Origin of the sequence: Enterocloster bolteae, assembly GCF_002234575.2 — a bacterium.
GTDB classification, from domain to species: Bacteria; Bacillota; Clostridia; order Lachnospirales; family Lachnospiraceae; genus Enterocloster; species Enterocloster bolteae.
Window position 1 is genome coordinate 3957984 of record NZ_CP022464.2, and the last position, 17669, is coordinate 3975652.

Below are 17669 nucleotides of genomic sequence, written 5' to 3' on the forward strand. Positions count from 1 at the left end.
TGCCTCACACTACACTACTTCGTTGTCAGCCAGTCAGCAATTCCCTGCCAGATTTTATCATAATATTCCCACTCGCAGAACTCAGGCGGAGCCCAGTGAGGCGCGCAGTCTGTAGTGAATACAGCGCTCCTCCCCTTGCCATAGGAACCAAATGCCACCAGCGGATCTCCTTCCACTTCCACCGCCACTACAGCATCTTCCCTTGGAATGGTTCTGTTATAGCCCAGTACCTCCGGCCAGTCCTCCGGTATGCCTGAAAGCGCTTCATGTTCCCTGACCACCTGGGGCTTTACTCCTTCGCAGTGCTCCATACGGTCATCCACGGTCAGCACCTCTACTGGCAACACCTCCTGAACCGCGGTATCATGCCATTTACCCTTTGCGTCCACACCGGAAAAAGTGAGATAACCGCCTACCATGATAAGGCTTCCCCCTTCCAGTACATAATCCCGGATCAACTTTGCCCGGTTAGGCATCTTTTGGCTCCTGGTAAAAGTGGGGACCGGAAGCAGCAGCGTGTTGGCTCCTATATCTGAGAGAATTACACAGTCATACTTCTTAATTTCTTCCATAGTAAATGGAAATTCTTCCGAAGCCAGATGATTCGGCAGAAAATCCACCTGGTATCCCCCCTTCTCAAGAGCTGCTTTCAGCCATTTTTCTCCTGTCTCATATACGGATGTATAAAAACTGTCAAATCCCTTCACATGGGTGGTATAACTCATCCATGATTCTCCCGCAAGTAATACTCGTTTCATTTTCATCTACCCTTCCTTTTTTATTCTCTATTTTTCTCGACCCGGATAACAAACTTATTCATCATATGGTTTAGTATGATAGCCAGAATCAGAATAAGGCCCAGGACTGCCAGCTGCCATACGGAATTAATATTAGCAATCTGTAATCCGGAATTCATCATGGTGATGATGATGACACCAATCAGAACACCGCCCAGATGTCCGCTGCCGCCGGCCACGCTGATACCGCCTAATACAGCCACAGTTATGGCCTGCATCTCCATTCCCGTACCAGCATCCGCCCTGGCCGTCATAAGCCATGAATTATTGATGACAGCACTGATGGCAGCCAGAACGCCGGCCAGTATATATATTCCCATACGAATCCTTACTTCACGGATTCCTGTGAACTTGGCTGCCTCAGGATTTGTCCCCATAAGATAAGCACGCCGTCCAAACTTCATCTTGTAAATCAATATGAATACCAATATGGTGACCGGAATCACCACAAACAGTATCTGATTAGGTATTCCAAATGTACTTTTAAGTGAGAGCCACTCAAAGGATTCCGGAAATCCGCTGATGGGTATTCCGCCGGTCAGATATAATGCCAGCGAGCTGTACACATACTGGGTACCCAGGGTGGCAATCAGCGCCGGCACACCCGCCATGGCTATAAGCACACCGTTGACAGCGCCCAGGGCAGCGCCTGCTGCCAATGAAATCACAATAGCCACCGGTATACTTGCCCCACCCATAACTGCCAGGCCAAATATAACACCTGAAAGGCTCATGGTGGAACCGATGGAGATATCAATACCGTCCTTTCCTCCAACCATTACCAGAGCTTCTCCCAGTGACAGCAGGGTCAGACCTGCTCCGAACTGGGTAATCTGTAATAGATTGCCCAGACTAAGAAAATATGGGCTGATACAGGAGAGGACCACAATCTCCAGTGCCAGAAGCAGAAGAAGGAATTTCGTTCTGCTCTTTGCGATTGAAAATGCTAATTTACTCATGCAGCTTCCCCCTTCCCCTTTAAAAGCCCGTATCTGGATGTCAATGCATCAAACAGTACGGAGATGATGATTAGAAGTCCTATAAAGCAGTTCTCCAGCAGTGAAGGAATTCCAAGAATTACAATACCGTTTTTGAGGAATGCGATGAATAGTACCCCTGCAAGCGTCCCTATGACACTGCCTCTTTTTCCGCCTCCCTTGGAGCCGGTACCGCCGATGGTCACTGCGGCAATACATGCAATGGGAAGATCTGAACCAATAGTCATCTCCACACTCCCCATTCTGGCTATGTAAAGCATAGCTGCTATCGCAACAATGCCACCGGATATACAGTAAGATACCATCTTGACACCTGCGATATTAATGCCGCTCAAATTGGCAGACTGAGGATTGCACCCAGTCGCATAAATATGCCGGCCAAATCTGCGATACATAAGGAAATAATAAAAAACAGCATAGACACCGATGATGAAAAGCAGGAGCACCGGAATTCCCAGTACTCTGGCACGGGTGATAACTCCATAACTGGGATTCAGACCCGTAAGCCATTTGCCTCCCAGCAGTGCAAATATAGCTGCTTTCCAGATATTCATGGTTGCCAGTGTGACAATCATATCCGGTATATTAAACTTTGCCACCAAAAAACCGTTGACCAGGCCCAGTCCAATGCCGATACAGATAGCCACAACCGCAATCAAAAGAATGTTTATATCTGCCTGAAGCATGTATCCTATGACAATGGCGATGACTCCCATGACAGAACCCACCGACAGGTCGATTCCGCCCAACAGCATGACAATGGTCATGCCGATACTGACAATGGCAATCTCTGCATTATTCTGTACCACACGGACCAGATTGGATACAGTCAGAAAATTAGGAGCAAAGATGCCGAACAGAACGATTTCCAGAAACAGGATCAAAAATGTTATATATTCCCTGCGCCCCGGCTTTGGAACGTATTTTTTAAACATATGTTTACCTCCATCCACATAATCTGCGAAGACGATAGCGTGGCCCTTCTGACCTCATCACGCCACACCGCACCAGTCCATTAAAATAGAGGCAATCATCTTGGTGCAGGTTACGAGTTCATCAACTTCCACATACTCGTCCGCCTGATGGGCAAGTCTGGAATCTCCGGGCCCAATATTCATGGTAGGAATACCCACATTGCAGAACCATCCCATATCAGTATGGCAGCAGATGCCTTCTACCTCTGAACCTGGATTTATCTCTCTGGCGCTGTCCCTTACGGTCTGGAAGAATGGCTGGTCATCCAGCGTTTCCCCACAGTCAGCATCTATGAGCCACTCTATTCTGGGAGGATTTTCTCTTAACCACGGATCTGTCATGGCAACTGCCTGGACAAAATCCTCCAGCTCCTTCTTTACCCTGGAGCCCAGTCCGTTCTCATCCTTCTCTGCCGGCAGATACTGAGCGTCAAATACCAATTCCGCATGATTAGCAAATGTAGTGGGGTACTCCCCTGCATTAAACTGGGCAACATGAAGCTGGCATGGAATAGGCAGGTACTTATGTTCCTTGGTCACGGACCACTCCTTGTTGAGCCTCCTGAAATGTTCCAGGTAAAGGGATGCCTTATCAATGGCGTCCACTGCCCCTCCGGTTCTGTAATCTCCCTGTTTCAGTTCAATGTGTCCTGACCTTCCCTCAATGATTAATTTTCCCCAAAGGATTCCTCTGCAAAGAGGCGCAATCTTCAGGTGGGTGGGTTCCGTAATCAGACAGCCGTCTGCCCTGTATCCTTCAGCCACCAGTGCCAGGGTACCCATTCCTCCGGCCTCCTCGTCCACCACGGTTCCTATCATTGCATCGCCCTTCAGCTTTATCCCGCTTCGGCTAATAGCTTTTAGGGCTACCGTCATGGCCGCAATACCACCCTTCATGTCAAGAGCTCCCCTGCCATATATTTTTCCATCCACTATCTCCGCCCCAAAGGAATCATGTACCCATTTATTTCCTCTCTGTACCACATCCATGTGGCCTGAGAGCAGAATGGATCTTCCTCCGCCTTCCCCTTTCAATGTCCCCAGCAGATTTGGCCTGTCTTCAAAGGTATGGTCCGCATAATAACCTGCCTTATCCTTATACGCCACCAGTTTCCCGGCATCCGGGTAGGTAAGCTCCGTGTCCATCCCCATATCTTCCAAATATTCTTTCAGATATGCCTGGGCCTTCCCCTCCTGCATGTACTGCTTATCCTCATCGAAATACGGATTGACGCTTGGTATCCGTATCAGTTCCTGCAGCAGCTTTACAACCTCCCCCTCATTTTCATCTATCCACCGATATACTTTCTCTTTCATTTATTAAACCTCCTCGCTATGAACACTTAAAGACTGGTCTGACAGATTCAGCGCATTTTTCAGAATCTTCTCTTCCGTTACTGTTTCCCTGTCAAACTCGGCCGTGATGGTTCCTTTGTGCAGGGTCAGGATACGGTCGCTTACCCCCATTATTTCAGGCAGGTCTGATGATATTACCAGTATGGCCACACCTTCCGCCGCCAGTTCCATGATATATTTATGTATCTCCGCCTTAGTGGCCACATCAATTCCTCTAGTCGGTTCATCCAATATGAGGACTTTTGGTTTTCTCATAAGCCACCGGCACAGCAGCACCTTCTGCTGGCCTCCTCCGCTCAGGCTGTTGACACTCAGGTCCTGGGAGGGTGTCTTGATGCTGTATTTTTCTATATTATCCTGTACTGCTTTTCTCTCTTCCTTCTTACGGATAAAGCTGAATTTATTAGAGAAGCCGTCCAAAAAAGATACGCTCATATTGTCCCTGATAGGGTGAATATCAAAGAGCCCCTGGGCTCCTCTGTCCTCCGGCACATAAAATATATTCTTTTCTATGGCACCATTAATATCCGTTCCTGTAATATCCTTCCCCTCAAAAATGATGTTTCCTGTTTCGGCCTTTGTCTCCCCGAATATGGCCCTGGCTATCTCAGAGCGGCCCGATCCAACCAAGCCGTACATCCCCAGGATTTCACCGGGTTTCAATGAAAATGTAATATTCTGGTATTGATTCTTATACCCCAGATTTCTGACTTCCAGTATTGTATCGTCTTTAATCTCTCGGGTCTGGTATACGCTCATATTGATTTTACGGCCCGACATGGCCGTGATGATAGATTCTTCGTCTGCTTCCCTGGGAGACAGGGTGCCTGTCAGACAGCCATCCCTGAGTACAATAATATTATCTGAAATTCGCAGTATCTCAGGAATCCTGTGACTGATATACATGATGCTGACCCCTTTGGACTTAAGGTCTGCAATGATTTCAAACAGTTTCTCAGACTCTCCATGGCTCAGTATGGAGGTCGGCTCATCCAGTATCAGAATCTTACACTTCTTATAAATTCCTCTGGCTATCAGAACCAGCTGCTGGTTTCCAATAGACAATTCGCTCATTGTCAGATGAAGAATATTGCCGTTAAGACCCACCAATTTAAGGGCTTCCACTGCCTCCTCGTACATTTTTGTCCACTGAATTGTCTTGTTTAAATTTACCACTTCATTACCCATGAAGATGTTCTCCAAAACAGACATATCCGCAAATATATTGGGTTCCTGATATACAATGGATATTCCCGTCTTGACGGCATCTAATGGAGAATTCAGACTCAGCTTTTTTCCTTCAAAATAAATCTCTCCTTTGTCATTCTTAAGGGCCCCGGCCACAATTTTCATTAAAGTGGATTTACCGGCACCGTTTTCTCCGATTACAGAGAGTATCTCTCCCTTTTTCAATTCAAAGCTAACATTCTGCAGCGCCTTTACACCGCCAAATGACTTGCTGATGGATTCCGCCTTCAGGATGATTTCTTCCGCCAATTATCTCAGCTCCCTTCTAAAAAGCAGGGCACACATCCTCCTTGTGCCGTCTGAATGCGCGCCCTGTCTGATGCCTTACTTAATACGCTCTATATTTTCACTCGCAACGTTAGAAATCAAAGTCATTTACATTATCCTTGTCAATAATAAGAGGCTGGCCTAAAAGAAGAATCTTATTTTCTGCGTCCCATGTAACCGGGTCTGCAATACATTCAATCTGATTAGTCGCCTCAAATTCCTTGCCCTCTGCTGCCATCTTGCCTGCCCATACAGTCAGATATCCTAAATCATATGCATTCCAGAGAACAGACTGCTTCATAACGCCGGATTCGATGAACGGTTTAACTGTAGCTGGTGAACCATAACCAATTACTGCAACCTCTCCTGCCTTGCCTTCCTGTTGTACTGCCTGAGCAACACCTGGTATAGTTGAGGATGCCACTGCAACCAGTCCCTTAAGGTCAGGGTAACGTGTCATCAGCTCCTGGGCCTGCTTTAATGCCTGTTCACTGCTTCCACCCTGTGTATAACGGATGTCCACAATCTCAATGTCAGGATACTTCTCTTCCTGGCGCTGTTTAATATAGTCAATCCAAGTGTTCAGATTAGTTGCCGTGGATTCGCCGGATACAATTCCAACCTTGCCGCTGCCGCCCATCTGCTCTCCAAGACAGTCCATCAAAGTAGTACCCAAGTCCTTATCCAATGCCTGCGCCACATAGAAATCTCTGGTACTGTCAGGAGCATCCGAGTCACTGGTATAAACCTTAATTCCGGCTTCCTGCGCTTTCTTTATGTATGGGTTGGTGGAAGAACTGTCTAACACGGACAATGAAATCGCATTTACCCCCTGCTTAATCAGACTGTCCATAATTTTAACCTGCTCTGCCGCACTTGCCTGAGTTGATCCTGTATACAGGAATTCCACTCCCAGGTCCTCTGCCGCCTTCTTACCGCCGCTCTCCATGGCAGAGAAATAAGGAATACCGATCAACTGGGGAATAAATGCAATCTTCACTTTATCGCCTGTGCCCTCTTCTGTTTTTGCAGCTTCTGTGCTTCCTGCCGGTTCCTCTGCCTTGGTGTCCTCTGCCTTGGCCTCAGCCGCCGTTGTTCCTGTCGGCGCTGACTGCCCTCCGGAGCAGCCGGCCAGGGAACCTGCTGTCATAGCTGCCGCCAATAACAATGCTACATGCTTACTCATTTTTTTCTTCATTTTTCTTCCTCCTTAAAAAAATTGTATTTGGTAAAACGTTTTTCCACGAAAAGTAAAAAAAAATAATATCTCTTATTTTTTCTTTTTGTGTTTAAACTAATAATACTTTATTATGTATATATTGTCAAGTATTGTTTTGGTTTTTTTGTTTTATTTGTGTATTAATTCCATGTTTGCTAATATGTATTTCCTTACCCGTATGCCATATGGCGTAATTCTCTTCAGCAAATAAGAAAAGCGTTTTTCCAAAGATTATTTACTATATATTATTTAATTATCTTTTCATTTTAAAAAATACTCATAAAAGACTGATTATTCCCCCTCCCCATGCACTAACCTGCTGTTTTTATTCAAAAAAGCGAAGGAGGCTTCCGCTCCCGGCGAAAACCTCCCTCAATCTATTACCATCACTCATCAAAAATACTCGCATTTCCCCTGTTCAATATAACCTGAACGCATCCAGGCACATTGTCATCACCTTCTTTTAAAGGGGGCTGTATCCTGCCCCAGCAATCCCTGACACAATCTCATCCGCCAGCCCGTCCAGAGCCTTCACCACCTCGTCTATCTGCTCCGGCTTCATGTTGTCAATATGGAAGCCTCCGGTGCACACCACCACCCGGCCGGTTTCCCTGCACAGTTTCTCCGCCAGCCTCCGGCACAGGGCCTCGTCCTTGTGGCCTGTCAGGTTCAGTATGGAAGATGTAACGCTTATGGTTCCGTTTCCTGTCAGGGACGGCCTTGGCACTGACTGGACCGTACATCCAATATGCGGCTTGTCTCCTCCTTGTACAAAGGCCAGAATATCCTCCCCTAAAAAAGCAGTGCCTGCCTCCATATAAGAACAGGACAGTTCCTTTCGTCCCCTTATAATCCAGTCCATCTGCGGTACTCCTTTCCCTCGATTCCAAACGGCTCCAGCAGCCTGGAAGCAATATGATATATCATCTCCTCCATATTCTCCGGCCTGTGATAAAAGGTCATCATGGGAGGAATTATTCTCACTCCGGGCATCATGGACAGCTCGTACATATTCCTCAGGTGTATGGGGCTTAAGGGGGTCTCCCTGGCTGCCAGGACCAGCGTCCGCTGCTCCTTGATGGTCACATCCGCTGCCCGCAGAATCAGATTTTCAGCATACCCTCCATGGATTCCGGCAATGGTCTTCATGCTGCAGGGCACAATCAGCATCCCTTCCGCGGCAAAGGATCCGCTGGCAGGCCCGGCTCCAATCTCATCCGGGCCCAGGACATGGTCAGCCAGCCCTTCCACCTGCTCCGCAGACAGGTCCGTCTCCTGGCCTAATGTAAGAACAGCACTGTGGCTCATAATGAGATAGGACTCATATTCCGGCTGTTCCCCTATTAACTCCAGACATTTTATCAGGATGGGCAGCCCGCTGGCGCCTGTAGCCCCTACTATAATCCTCTTACCCCCACGGTTGGCACCCGTGCTTCTCATGAAATCTTCCCCTCATTTTTCTGCTTTACCCATTCGGACGGGTCCAATTCCATGAACCTGGCCCGTACAAAGCGGTCCTTCTGGTCAAATGGGACCGTGCAGTCAAAAATAGTCTTACAAGCAATGCCATGGTCTCTTATGCTCGGTGAAAATGCCGGGTCATTGGACGGGTCCAGAGGATGGCATCTCACCCCCGGAATGGTGATGGTATCCAAATCTCCCTGGAACCTTGTGTTCATGGCCCATAGCACATCGTTCATATCAAAACAGTCCACGTCCTCATCTACCAGGAAAATATGCTTCAATTCACTGAAAGCGGAAAAGGCCAGAAGGGCAGCCTGTCTCTGCCTGCCTTCATCACTGGCAACAGACTTCTTAAACTGAAGCACCGCCATGTATTTTCCGCCTCCGGCAGAACAGCAGTATACATTCTGAAGCCGGCCCGGCATGGCTTTTTCCACCATACCGTATATGCTGGCCTCTGTGGGGATTCCTGCCATGGACACGTGTTCCTCGCTGGGCCCGATGCAGGTCTGCATAATGGGATGCACCCTGTGGGTGACCGCTTTGACCTTGATGAGCCAGCACTGGTCGCTGGCCGGCCCTGTATATCCGGGAAATTCCGGCATGGCAAAGCCTGTATGGGTGTTCTGGTCCTCCTTGACTCTAACGTTGGGAACCACCTCTCCCTCAATGACGTACTCCGCATTGGCTATGGCCAGTTCATCCACGGTCAGGCACCGGCACAGTTTTACCGGCTCTCCCCGAAGCGCACCTGCCACCGACAGCTCGTCATACCCCAATGGCGTGGTGGGCGGTTCAAAGCAGGAACCAATCTCAATGGCCGGATCCACTCCGATGCTGATGGAGATGGGAAGCCTGCGGCCCAGCTGCTCCGCCCTCTCCGCCATGGCTCCGATATGTCTGGCACCTGGCGTAAAGAAAATGGACAGCTCATCCCTGCCCTGGATACAGAGCCTGTGGATAGTCACATCATGGGCCCCTGTATCCGGATGGGCGGCATAGCACATGCCCAGAGTAATATATGGGCCGGCGTCATAAGGCGTGTTAGTTGGCGCAGGAACCAGCTTATACAGGTCAAAATCCGGCTCATCAGCCCTGTGCACCACCTGCTGGCAGACCGGTTCCCCCTGGCACATCACAGGTAAAACCGGCTTCTCCACACTGCGGCAGAGCATCTTTCCCAGCTCCTCCGGCTTACAGTCCAAAAGGGCAGCCACACGCTTCCTGCTGGCCAGCACGCCGATGGCAACACTGGCATCGGGATGTCCCTTCACATTGTGAAAAATCATGGCCGGGCCTTCCTTGGTAGGCCGCTTTACCGTACCTCCCGCTCCCACATACCGGTACACCCCGGATAATTGCGCCATTGGCTCAACCTCCACGTCTGTTTCCAGCAGCTGCCCCGGCAGCTCTGCCAATAATTCCAGCGCACTTCTCAAATCCCTGACCTTCTTTGCCATATCATAATCTCCTGTCCGGCGTTTCTTACCATACGCCTGTTATCATTTCTTTTCTCATTGACGGATGTTTCATGCATCGTGCTTCTGTCACACAGCTTTTATCACACGGCTTATACCTCACATCTTCTATCTCACATCTTAACGGATAAGGACTGGAGAATCAATTCATCTTATGGTATAATTGTTTCCAAATTGGAATGTATTCACAAAGCAAACCGGAACATATAAAGAACAGGCATGAATCTGAATATGCCCTCTCATATGTCCCAGAAAGAAACGGATGACAGATATGACCTTTGAACAACTGGATTATTTTATTGCGGCCGTTCAATGCGACACCTTTTTGGACGCCGCGGAGACACTTCACATCAGCCAGTCCGCCCTGTCCAAACAATTCATGAAGCTGGAAAAGGAACTGGATATCCAGCTGTGGGACAGAAGCCGGCGCTCCGCCGTCCTGACAGAGGCAGGGCACATGTTCTACGAGGAAGCCCTGAACCTGTCCAAAGAATACCGCAGAACCCTCTTTCGAATCAGCGAATTCAAGGAAAAAGCAGGCCAGAGGCTGTCCATCGGCACCCTCCCCATCTTGTCCCAGTACCATCTCACAGCCATGCTGAAGGATTTTGCAGACAGCCATCCCCTCATCCATGTTTTTCTGGAGGAAGTTGAGGAACACGACCTGCTGCAGGGATTTTCCAACAACGCCTATGACCTCATCATCACCCGCAGCAACATGCTGGACAGTAAAACCCATACCTTCCTTCCATTGGCAGAAGACAGGCTGGTTGCAATCCTGCCTGAAAACCACAGACTGGCAGACAGATCCTGCATCTCCCTGAACGACATTGCCGGAGAGGGCTTCATACTGATGCACAGCTATACATCTATCTACCATTTCTGCATGGACCTGTTCCAGAAGGCTGGTATCCGCCTCCATCTGCTGCGCACAGCCCGCATGGAATCCATTATCAGCGCTGTGGCTGTCCATGAAGGCATCAGCCTGCTGCCGGAGGAAAATTTCAGGCTGTTCCAATATAAAGACATTGTCTCTGTTCCCATAGATCCCGCCGGCAAACTGTCCATCGGCATAGCCGGAAAAAAGCAGGGACAGGTTTCATCTGCCATGGCCGAATTTCTCCGCTATGCAAAAGGTTATACGCGCTGAACCTGCTCCGGCACCACGGCCCACATACGGACAGGAAGTCCTGTGGCTCCCTCAATAGGAGGGAACACTGCAAACACAATGGCTCCGGCCGCTGGCACCTGGTCCAGATTGCACATGACTTCCACCTGCAGCTTTCCCTTGTCCAGCAGATAGCGCTCACAGGCCAGGTCTCCTGACCGGGCTGCCAGTACCGATGCATCCGTATCCAGCGTTTCGTGTCCGTTGGCAGCCGCGTTCCGCACCTCGTAGATGTATCTCAGTGCCTCCATGGACCACCCTGGAAAATGCTCCCCGCCCTCCTGGTCAAAATTTGAAATAGCGTCCATATCCGGCCACCGCCTGCTCCAACCGGTATAAAGGGCCACAAAAGCCCCATCCGGAATATCCCCGTACGCGGCCTCAAACTCCCTGATGTCCTCAACGGTCACAGCATATTCCACATCTTCTTTCACCTTTTCAGAGATATCAATGACCACCAGGGGAAAGACCATGTCCTTGACGCCGTACTGCTCCGACAATGCCTCCCCCTTGATAAAATGTCCCGGAAAATCAATATGCGTGCCGAACTGCCCCGGAAATTTGAAGGTCTGAATCAGACATTCCAGTTCATTTCCCCAGTCATATACGGTTTTTGAAAGTTCCACAGCCCCCTCCGGAATTCCTCCCCAGTACGGGCTGTCGTTGTTGAGCGGGTGGGACAGCTCGACCCAGCGGCACCTCTTAAGCCTCTTTAAATCTTCCCATAATTCATACATATTCCGGTTCCTCCTGTCGTATTTTTGCTTCTTTTGTTAAATTCTAATGACTCCATTATAGCGTGTACGCTGGGTCATTACAAGAAAAATACGCCCACCTTTTATATCACCTTTAATATCATCCCGGAAGCACCGCATTCCTGTCCCCGGTTATACCGCAATCCTTCAGAGATATCTTTATATTGGTAAACGGCAGCGGGATACGGTAATGGTCCCACCGCCAGTTCAGGCAAACAGCCCTGGAATACCCGGCCCGGACTTCGATGAAATTCTTCTTTCCCTTTTCAGCCAGGTAAAATCCCAGGGTTTTCGGAACCCTTCTTGGCCCCAGAGGTCCGTCCATAGCCGCTGCCAGAGTCTTTCCGGGACACCCTGCCTCCTCGATCAGATTTCTCAGAAAATCCCGGCTCCTGCAGCCGTCCGGAACCCTTATGGCCTTTCCATTACAGCGTTTGATTATATTTTCAATGTAATCCCCGCGCCCGTCTGAGGTCACTATGACCGCTATGTCACGTCCCTCCGACAGTCTCCTGAGCAGCAGGTTCATCAAGAAGCTGTCCTCATGCCAGAAACCAATGACAGCGCCCCTGTCAGGCATATCTTTGGTCCATATATCGGGCATCTCCACTTCCAGCCGCACCGTCTTCTCAAGCAGCCTTAAATAGCCGTAATATAGACGGCACAAGCATGCCTTTGCCATGTTCTTCATAACCGGCATCCTCCTTCTGTCCTGTCATAAGTCCGTACTGTTCTGCTGCCAGAGCTGCAATCCGTCCGGATTCATACAATTCTGCTGTCTTACGGGCCTCCTCCGACATTCCTGACCAGACCCCCCGTTCCAATACCAGCCGGGCTGCAGCGGCAGCAAAAGCCTCCGGGGCTTCTTCTGTCATATATCCGTTTATTCCCTGTCTGACCACATCCACAACGCCGGAGGCCCTAACGGCTGCTACGGGACAGCCCGCAGCCATGGCTTCCAGCAGCACAATTCCCTGTGTCTCAGACTTGGACGCAAATAGAAAAGCATCTGCCGCATTCAGATAATGCCGCACCCGGGTATTCTCAATCTTCCCCGTAAATACAATCTGGCGGCTGATTCCAAGCATTCGGGCTAACTCCTCCAGATGGCGTCTCTCGGTACCGTCCCCAATTACCATCAGACGGAAGTCCTGCCCCAGTATGTCCCTAAGACGCGCAGTACCCCGAAAAAGAAAATCCAGGTTTTTTTCCTTTTCCAGCCGCGCTGTGGTGGCAAAAAGGTACGGACACCCGTTCCCGTACATATTCCGGATTTCAGAAGAAAGCATCTCATCGTATTGGAACGAAACACGGTCCAGACCTGTGGGCAGTACCGATATTCTGGTTTTTGTACCCTGCTCCAGAAGATGGTCCTTCATCGTGGAGGTTGGGGCAAATACCAGGTCGCACTGATTGGAAAATGCGGTAATTAAGGCCGGAACCAGAATCTCCTTTCCATACCTGGCAATCCGGCTTACCGGATATTCGCCGGAAGCCATAGCCTCATATAACTTAAAATGGTGGAGATATTCCTCATACCGGGTGTGGTAGGTGTAGGCTACCGGTATATTGTATTTCTTTCCCAGATACAGGGCCGTCTGCCCTACCAGCACAGGATGATGGACATGAATCACATCAAAATTTCCCTCCCTGAAAAATGCTTCGATTTTTCTATCAAAACAGTTTCCCAGGACCATCCCTCTGTCCGCCTTTCGGTAAAAAACCTTAAAACGCACCACATCCTTCTCCTGCTCCGCTGACAGCTTCCCTTCCGGTTCAGGAGCAAATACCGTAACCCTATGGCCCAGTGACCTTAATCCTTCCGACAGCCGTTCAATGGAAATCGGCACTCCTCCTATAAATGGTTTGTAATTGTTGGTAAACATTGCAATATTCATGGGGCCTCCTTCTATGATAACAACTGAAACACATGGTCGCCCATCACATATCCGGCTCCAATCAGGAAAAAATTCCAGACAAAAATGCCAAGGGCTGAACTTATGGTATATTTAACAAAATTCATCCGGATGACACCTGCAGGAATAGAGATAATGGTACGAATCATGGGAATCAGCTTGCTGATGAATATTCCGGCTGCTCCCCTGGTCCTGAGCAGTTCGAAGTTCCTTTGGATAACCGGTTCATGTTTGGGAAAACGTTTCAGATAACGGTCCAGAAATAAGTCCCCTCCCATCCGTCCGATTCCATATAAAATCCAGCTTCCCAGAAGTCCGGCCGCCAGGCCAAGGGCCATTACCATGAAAAAACTGATCTGTCCTCTGGCTGCCCATATGCCTGCCAGCGGCATAATGATCCCGGCCGGGAATCCCGGAAGGTTCATATATTCCAGCAGTATGATTACAAATATAAAAACAGCTCCATATCTCAGAAAGTATTGTGTCAGCATCTGAACATCCATATGTGATTCCTCCTAATGGACCATATCATAAATCAGGAATCTAAACTTGCCCTCCAAAAAAAGCAAAAGGATTTCTAAAGAAGTTATAAGTAATTTCCTATACCCCATAAAATTATGGGGATAACTTCTCCATACATTTTCGTGTTAGAATATTTTTAACAAAACACAGCCTGATTTCGCAAAAAAATCATGCACTATATACTCTCTCATGGAACCGAAATGAAAAACCCAGAGAAAACATCACAAAAAAACCAATTGCCAGACACTTTAAAAGGAGGATTTTTATTATGGAAGTGAAGAAACAAAACAAAAGTATGTACCATTGGGTAATCCTGGTCTGCTGTATCCTGACCCTGATGTTTGCCTACTCCACACGGTTTGGATTGGCCCAGCTGTTTACCACGCAAATCATTAAAGAGACCGGCTTTGCCACCAGCGCTTATTTCCTTTCAACCACAATTGCCAGTATCATCTGTGTATTTACCGGACCCATCGCCGGAAAACTGTTAAGAGGCAGATATATGCGTCCCACCTTCGTTGTCTGCGTCATCGGTACCATGGGCTTTTATTCCTGCTACGGTTTCTGCCACGAGCTCTGGCAGTTCTATCTGGTGGGCGCCCTTCAGGGATTCTTTGCAATGGGAGCCTGTACCATACCTGTGACCGTCCTGATCACAAACTGGTTTGAAAAGAACCGCGGACTCATGATCAGCATAGCCATGATGGGAATTAGCCTGGGCGGAACCTTTCTCAGTCCGTTTTTGTCCTGGACCATCGGAATGTTTGGCTGGCGCAGGGCCTATTTCATCCTGGGGGCTGTAAGCCTGTGCGTGCTGATACCCATTTCTGCCTTTATTGTCAGACGTTCCCCTGAAGATGTGGGGCTCTTCCCATATGGACATGGAGAAGAAAGTTCCGGTAAACATGGGAAAAACAAAAGCGTTCCGGCAAACAGCTGGAACGCCACACTGAGTGAAGCCAGGAAAACACCGATTCTGTGGATGTTTGCAGCCGGCGGATTCCTGATTTATTTTACATCCTGTATCATGGGACACATGAGCTACTACCTGCAGACCACTGGTTTTGCCCCTTCTTCCATCGCAGCCTATATCTCTGTCTATTCCATTGTGGCTCTCGCGGGAAAGCTGGTTCTGGGGCATATGTTTGACCGTTTCGGACCCAAGGGAGGCATTCTCTTTGGCTGCGGCACATTTTTTATCTTCCTCATCTGCTTCATTATGGTTCAGGGAGGTCCCCTCATGCTGTATCTGTCAGCTGTTTTCTATGGATTTGGCACCTGCACGGCTACTGTGGCCATTCCCATCATGACCACCAGTATTTTCGGTTCAAAAAACTACAGTGAGATTTATGGTTTTATCTCCGCCTTCACCATGACCGGCGGCGCCATCGGCAGTTCCGGCATCGGCCTGGCATACGATATCACCGGCTCCTATAAACCTGCTCTGACCATCCTTGCCCTGCTCACTGTCCTGACTATTGTAATCATGTTCATATGCATCAATCTCAGTCAGAAACGCGTTGAAAAGCCGGCAGATAAGTGTGTGCAGATGCCGGCATAGAATCTGCCGTTCCGGCACAGAGTTCACCCCGCCTTATTTCTCCAGTCTTTCAATCAGCCATTCCAGCACTGCCCTGACAGCCGCCGGGTCCTTTCGTCCCGGCGGTACCCTGCGCCATCCCTGTTCCAGAGTGGTATAGGCCGCGCCGCAGAGTGTGGGTTCCCGGCACAGTCTAAAACCCTCACAGTCCATCTGCACCATCCAGGACGTTCCCCTGCACCAACAGTTCATGGCAGGAATACGGATGTCGTCAGCATCTGCGGCCAGAAACAGACGGTAGGCCGGAAACGCTTCCAGGCGCAGGGCCAGTTCCCTGAGCCCTCTGGCATAATGGGCCGGTGAAACCACCACCTTTCTTTTCCCCAGAAGGGACAGGCTGGTGCTGATAAAACAGGTGTCTGCCCTGTGTTCCATTTCTCCCAGCTGCAGAATCTGGATAAATTCTCCCTGTCCGCCTGTGAGCTGATTCTCCACCAGGCCCCGCAGCTGTCTGTTGATTTCCCTTAACCGGGAAGCTGCTGCACCTGTTATCTCATTATCCCTGAGAATATCATCAAACAGCTGTTCTCCGGCGCTCATGAAAGCCGGCGCCGGAAGATAGGAAAACAGAGTCTCACCGGCTCGCCCCTGTTCCCGCAGCATCCTGGCCGCCTCTGCACCCAATCCCATGGAAAGGTCTGAAAACATGGGACGGCAGCTGGTGAGAACCATCTCCACCACATTTCTGTGCTGAAGTATGGAATACGCATCCGTGTAGACCGTGGCGGAGGTCTGTTCCGGTGACATGGACATACCTGCAATGCTCATGGCATGCTCCAGAATAAAAAAGGAAAACCAGTAAATGTTCTCATCATAATACTGGTGATAATACCACCGGGCATTGCGGTGGAATATAAGGGGACTGCACAGCTGAAAGAATGCCACAAACTTGTCGACCGAAACAGAAAAATGCAGGGCCGCCTTAAAAACAAATCCCCGGTCCAGCAGCCGGACCATCCGTACCACCCATTCCCTGGCATAAGCAGTATCCTCCAGCAGCCATCCAGTCTGCTCCGAATCCACATAAAACAGCTCTCCCGGCGTCTCCATGGCCTCTGCAATCTCCAAAAGATCGGAAATGGCCTGACGCCTTCCCTCTCCGCTGGTATATATGGCAATCTCCGCTGTACAGAGTGCCTCAGCGCGAATGGTAAATGCCTTTGGCACCGTAAAATGCCGGTCATTCAGCACGCGGTAAAGCAGCTCTTCTGTTCCCGACGATCCGCCAGTTCCTGATATACCCTCTGTCCCCCATATCCCCTCCGCCTCTGACAGGCTGCCGTCCCCCCTCTTTCCCCTCTCTCCTTCTTCCCTCTTTGGTTCCTCCAGAGGAACCAGAGAGCGGAGAGCATCCGTCAGGGCCATGGGGTTCTGCTCCAGCAGCATCCTGCATACCTCATCAAAATATACGGACTTAGCGCTGAGCCGCCTGCTGCCGCTGCGCCATTTGCTCACAAGGCTGGCGTCCACATGAAGCCTTCTGGCCAGGGCTGCTGTGGACAGTCCCAGGCGGTCCATCAGATAACCCAGCGTAGATAATTTTCGTTCTGTCATGGAAATCTCCTCCTCTAAAACATCCCTTTCTTGGAAGCAGTGTGACCCGCGGGACCACCGGCAGTATCACCCACAATTCCGCAGACACTATTACCGGCAGCATCGCTTACAGTATCACCAGAAGCATCGCTTACAGTATCACCAGAAGCATCGCTTACAGTATCACCGGCAGCATCCCTTACAGTATCACCGGCACCTCCTCTGACAGACAGCTGTCATGGTACCGGCGCTGACAAAGAGGCCAAACCCCTTTTCAAACAAAAAATCCCTTGTTATACTATAGACATATCAGCAGCTTGCACAAAAGTCAATAAATATTAAGAAAGTTATTGGCCAAAATAACAATCTTTTTT

General features: G+C 49.4%; 17 protein-coding genes. 3 read left to right on the forward strand and 14 right to left on the reverse strand.

Annotated elements, in window-relative coordinates; genetic code table 11:
• Positions 1–14: 14 nt before the first annotated feature.
• The 9 genes from CGC65_RS18465 to CGC65_RS18505 all read right to left on the reverse strand — a co-directional run bounded on the left by CGC65_RS18465 (position 15) and on the right by CGC65_RS18505 (position 9783).
• Positions 15–764 carry a glutamine amidotransferase gene (locus CGC65_RS18465; RefSeq protein WP_002564866.1) on the reverse strand — a complete coding sequence of 250 codons (750 nt, stop codon included), beginning with the start codon at positions 762–764 and terminating at the stop codon, positions 15–17.
• A 14-nt stretch (positions 765–778) separates the two neighbouring features.
• Positions 779–1756 (reverse strand): ABC transporter permease, encoded by a 978-nt coding sequence (locus CGC65_RS18470; protein ID WP_002564867.1) that lies wholly within the window; start codon positions 1754–1756, stop codon positions 779–781.
• On the reverse strand, positions 1753–2730 hold the full coding sequence (locus tag CGC65_RS18475) for an ABC transporter permease (protein WP_002578300.1): 978 nt from the start codon (positions 2728–2730) through the stop codon (positions 1753–1755). The genes CGC65_RS18470 and CGC65_RS18475 overlap by 4 nt, the downstream gene beginning before the upstream one ends.
• Before the next feature lie 57 nt (positions 2731–2787).
• Complete coding sequence (locus CGC65_RS18480) at positions 2788–4086, reverse strand: ArgE/DapE family deacylase (protein ID WP_002564869.1); 1299 nt, start codon at positions 4084–4086, stop codon at positions 2788–2790.
• 3 nt (positions 4087–4089) lie between these two features.
• Complete coding sequence (locus tag CGC65_RS18485; RefSeq protein ID WP_002564870.1) at positions 4090–5622, reverse strand: sugar ABC transporter ATP-binding protein; 1533 nt, start codon at positions 5620–5622, stop codon at positions 4090–4092.
• A 109-nt stretch (positions 5623–5731) separates the two neighbouring features.
• The gene (locus tag CGC65_RS18490) at positions 5732–6838 is read right to left on the reverse strand and encodes an autoinducer 2 ABC transporter substrate-binding protein (RefSeq protein WP_002564871.1); all 1107 of its coding nucleotides are present in this window, start codon (positions 6836–6838) and stop codon (positions 5732–5734) included.
• Positions 6839–7322: 484 nt separating this feature from the next.
• Positions 7323–7721 (reverse strand): prenylated flavin chaperone LpdD, encoded by a 399-nt coding sequence (gene lpdD / locus CGC65_RS18495; protein ID WP_002564872.1) that lies wholly within the window; start codon positions 7719–7721, stop codon positions 7323–7325.
• A complete protein-coding gene (locus CGC65_RS18500; protein WP_002564873.1) occupies positions 7706–8299 on the reverse strand; it encodes a UbiX family flavin prenyltransferase in 594 nt (197 codons plus the stop codon). The genes lpdD and CGC65_RS18500 overlap by 16 nt, the downstream gene beginning before the upstream one ends.
• On the reverse strand, positions 8296–9783 hold the full coding sequence (locus CGC65_RS18505) for a UbiD family decarboxylase (protein ID WP_002564874.1): 1488 nt from the start codon (positions 9781–9783) through the stop codon (positions 8296–8298). The genes CGC65_RS18500 and CGC65_RS18505 overlap by 4 nt, the downstream gene beginning before the upstream one ends.
• A gap of 289 nt (positions 9784–10072) precedes the next feature.
• Between CGC65_RS18505 and CGC65_RS18510 the strand changes: the two genes are divergently transcribed.
• Positions 10073–10951 carry a LysR family transcriptional regulator gene (locus CGC65_RS18510; RefSeq protein ID WP_039897625.1) on the forward strand — a complete coding sequence of 293 codons (879 nt, stop codon included), beginning with the start codon at positions 10073–10075 and terminating at the stop codon, positions 10949–10951.
• Here CGC65_RS18510 and CGC65_RS18515 read toward each other — a convergent pair.
• The 4 genes from CGC65_RS18515 to CGC65_RS18530 form a co-directional block, all read right to left on the reverse strand.
• On the reverse strand, positions 10939–11706 hold the full coding sequence (locus CGC65_RS18515; RefSeq protein ID WP_002564876.1) for a cyclase family protein: 768 nt from the start codon (positions 11704–11706) through the stop codon (positions 10939–10941). The two genes, CGC65_RS18510 and CGC65_RS18515, sit on opposite strands and share 13 nt — an antisense overlap.
• Before the next feature lie 118 nt (positions 11707–11824).
• Entirely contained in the window at positions 11825–12415 is a 591-nt protein-coding gene (locus CGC65_RS18520; protein ID WP_002564877.1) for a lysophospholipid acyltransferase family protein, read from the reverse strand.
• Positions 12354–13622 (reverse strand): glycosyltransferase, encoded by a 1269-nt coding sequence (locus CGC65_RS18525; RefSeq protein ID WP_002564878.1) that lies wholly within the window; start codon positions 13620–13622, stop codon positions 12354–12356. Before CGC65_RS18525 ends, CGC65_RS18520 begins: the two co-directional genes overlap by 62 nt.
• An 11-nt stretch (positions 13623–13633) precedes the next feature.
• Positions 13634–14143 carry a DedA family protein gene (locus tag CGC65_RS18530; RefSeq protein ID WP_002564879.1) on the reverse strand — a complete coding sequence of 170 codons (510 nt, stop codon included), beginning with the start codon at positions 14141–14143 and terminating at the stop codon, positions 13634–13636.
• A gap of 287 nt (positions 14144–14430) precedes the next feature.
• Between CGC65_RS18530 and CGC65_RS18535 the strand changes: the two genes are divergently transcribed.
• Positions 14431–15723, forward strand: a complete 1293-nt coding sequence (locus CGC65_RS18535) for an MFS transporter (protein ID WP_002564880.1) — start codon at positions 14431–14433, stop codon at positions 15721–15723.
• A gap of 33 nt (positions 15724–15756) precedes the next feature.
• On the opposite strand, the gene CGC65_RS18540 is transcribed toward CGC65_RS18535, so the two are convergent.
• The gene (locus CGC65_RS18540) at positions 15757–17316 is read right to left on the reverse strand and encodes a helix-turn-helix domain-containing protein (protein ID WP_002564881.1); all 1560 of its coding nucleotides are present in this window, start codon (positions 17314–17316) and stop codon (positions 15757–15759) included.
• Positions 17317–17357: 41 nt separating this feature from the next.
• Between CGC65_RS18540 and CGC65_RS18545 the strand changes: the two genes are divergently transcribed.
• Positions 17358–17549: a hypothetical protein gene (locus CGC65_RS18545; RefSeq protein ID WP_007038195.1), complete on the forward strand. Its 192-nt coding sequence runs from the start codon at positions 17358–17360 to the stop codon at positions 17547–17549.
• The last annotated feature ends 120 nt before the right edge of the window (positions 17550–17669 follow it).

What these genes read in the sequence shown, in the direction of transcription:
- CGC65_RS18465 (WP_002564866.1), bottom strand. Translation starts at nt 764, where the DNA reads ATGAAAATGAAACGAGTATTACTTGCGGGAGAATCATGGATGAGTTAT.
- CGC65_RS18470 (WP_002564867.1), bottom strand. Translation starts at nt 1,756, where the DNA reads ATGAGTAAATTAGCATTTTCAATCGCAAAGAGCAGAACGAAATTCCTT.
- CGC65_RS18475 (WP_002578300.1), bottom strand. Translation starts at nt 2,730, where the DNA reads ATGTTTAAAAAATACGTTCCAAAGCCGGGGCGCAGGGAATATATAACA.
- CGC65_RS18480 (WP_002564869.1), bottom strand. Translation starts at nt 4,086, where the DNA reads ATGAAAGAGAAAGTATATCGGTGGATAGATGAAAATGAGGGGGAGGTT.
- CGC65_RS18490 (WP_002564871.1), bottom strand. Translation starts at nt 6,838, where the DNA reads ATGAAGAAAAAAATGAGTAAGCATGTAGCATTGTTATTGGCGGCAGCT.
- lpdD (WP_002564872.1), bottom strand. Translation starts at nt 7,721, where the DNA reads ATGGACTGGATTATAAGGGGACGAAAGGAACTGTCCTGTTCTTATATG.
- CGC65_RS18500 (WP_002564873.1), bottom strand. Translation starts at nt 8,299, where the DNA reads ATGAGAAGCACGGGTGCCAACCGTGGGGGTAAGAGGATTATAGTAGGG.
- CGC65_RS18505 (WP_002564874.1), bottom strand. Translation starts at nt 9,783, where the DNA reads ATGGCAAAGAAGGTCAGGGATTTGAGAAGTGCGCTGGAATTATTGGCA.
- CGC65_RS18510 (WP_039897625.1), top strand. Translation starts at nt 10,073, where the DNA reads ATGACCTTTGAACAACTGGATTATTTTATTGCGGCCGTTCAATGCGAC.
- CGC65_RS18515 (WP_002564876.1), bottom strand. Translation starts at nt 11,706, where the DNA reads ATGTATGAATTATGGGAAGATTTAAAGAGGCTTAAGAGGTGCCGCTGG.
- CGC65_RS18520 (WP_002564877.1), bottom strand. Translation starts at nt 12,415, where the DNA reads ATGAAGAACATGGCAAAGGCATGCTTGTGCCGTCTATATTACGGCTAT.
- CGC65_RS18525 (WP_002564878.1), bottom strand. Translation starts at nt 13,622, where the DNA reads ATGAATATTGCAATGTTTACCAACAATTACAAACCATTTATAGGAGGA.
- CGC65_RS18530 (WP_002564879.1), bottom strand. Translation starts at nt 14,143, where the DNA reads ATGGATGTTCAGATGCTGACACAATACTTTCTGAGATATGGAGCTGTT.
- CGC65_RS18535 (WP_002564880.1), top strand. Translation starts at nt 14,431, where the DNA reads ATGGAAGTGAAGAAACAAAACAAAAGTATGTACCATTGGGTAATCCTG.
- CGC65_RS18540 (WP_002564881.1), bottom strand. Translation starts at nt 17,316, where the DNA reads ATGACAGAACGAAAATTATCTACGCTGGGTTATCTGATGGACCGCCTG.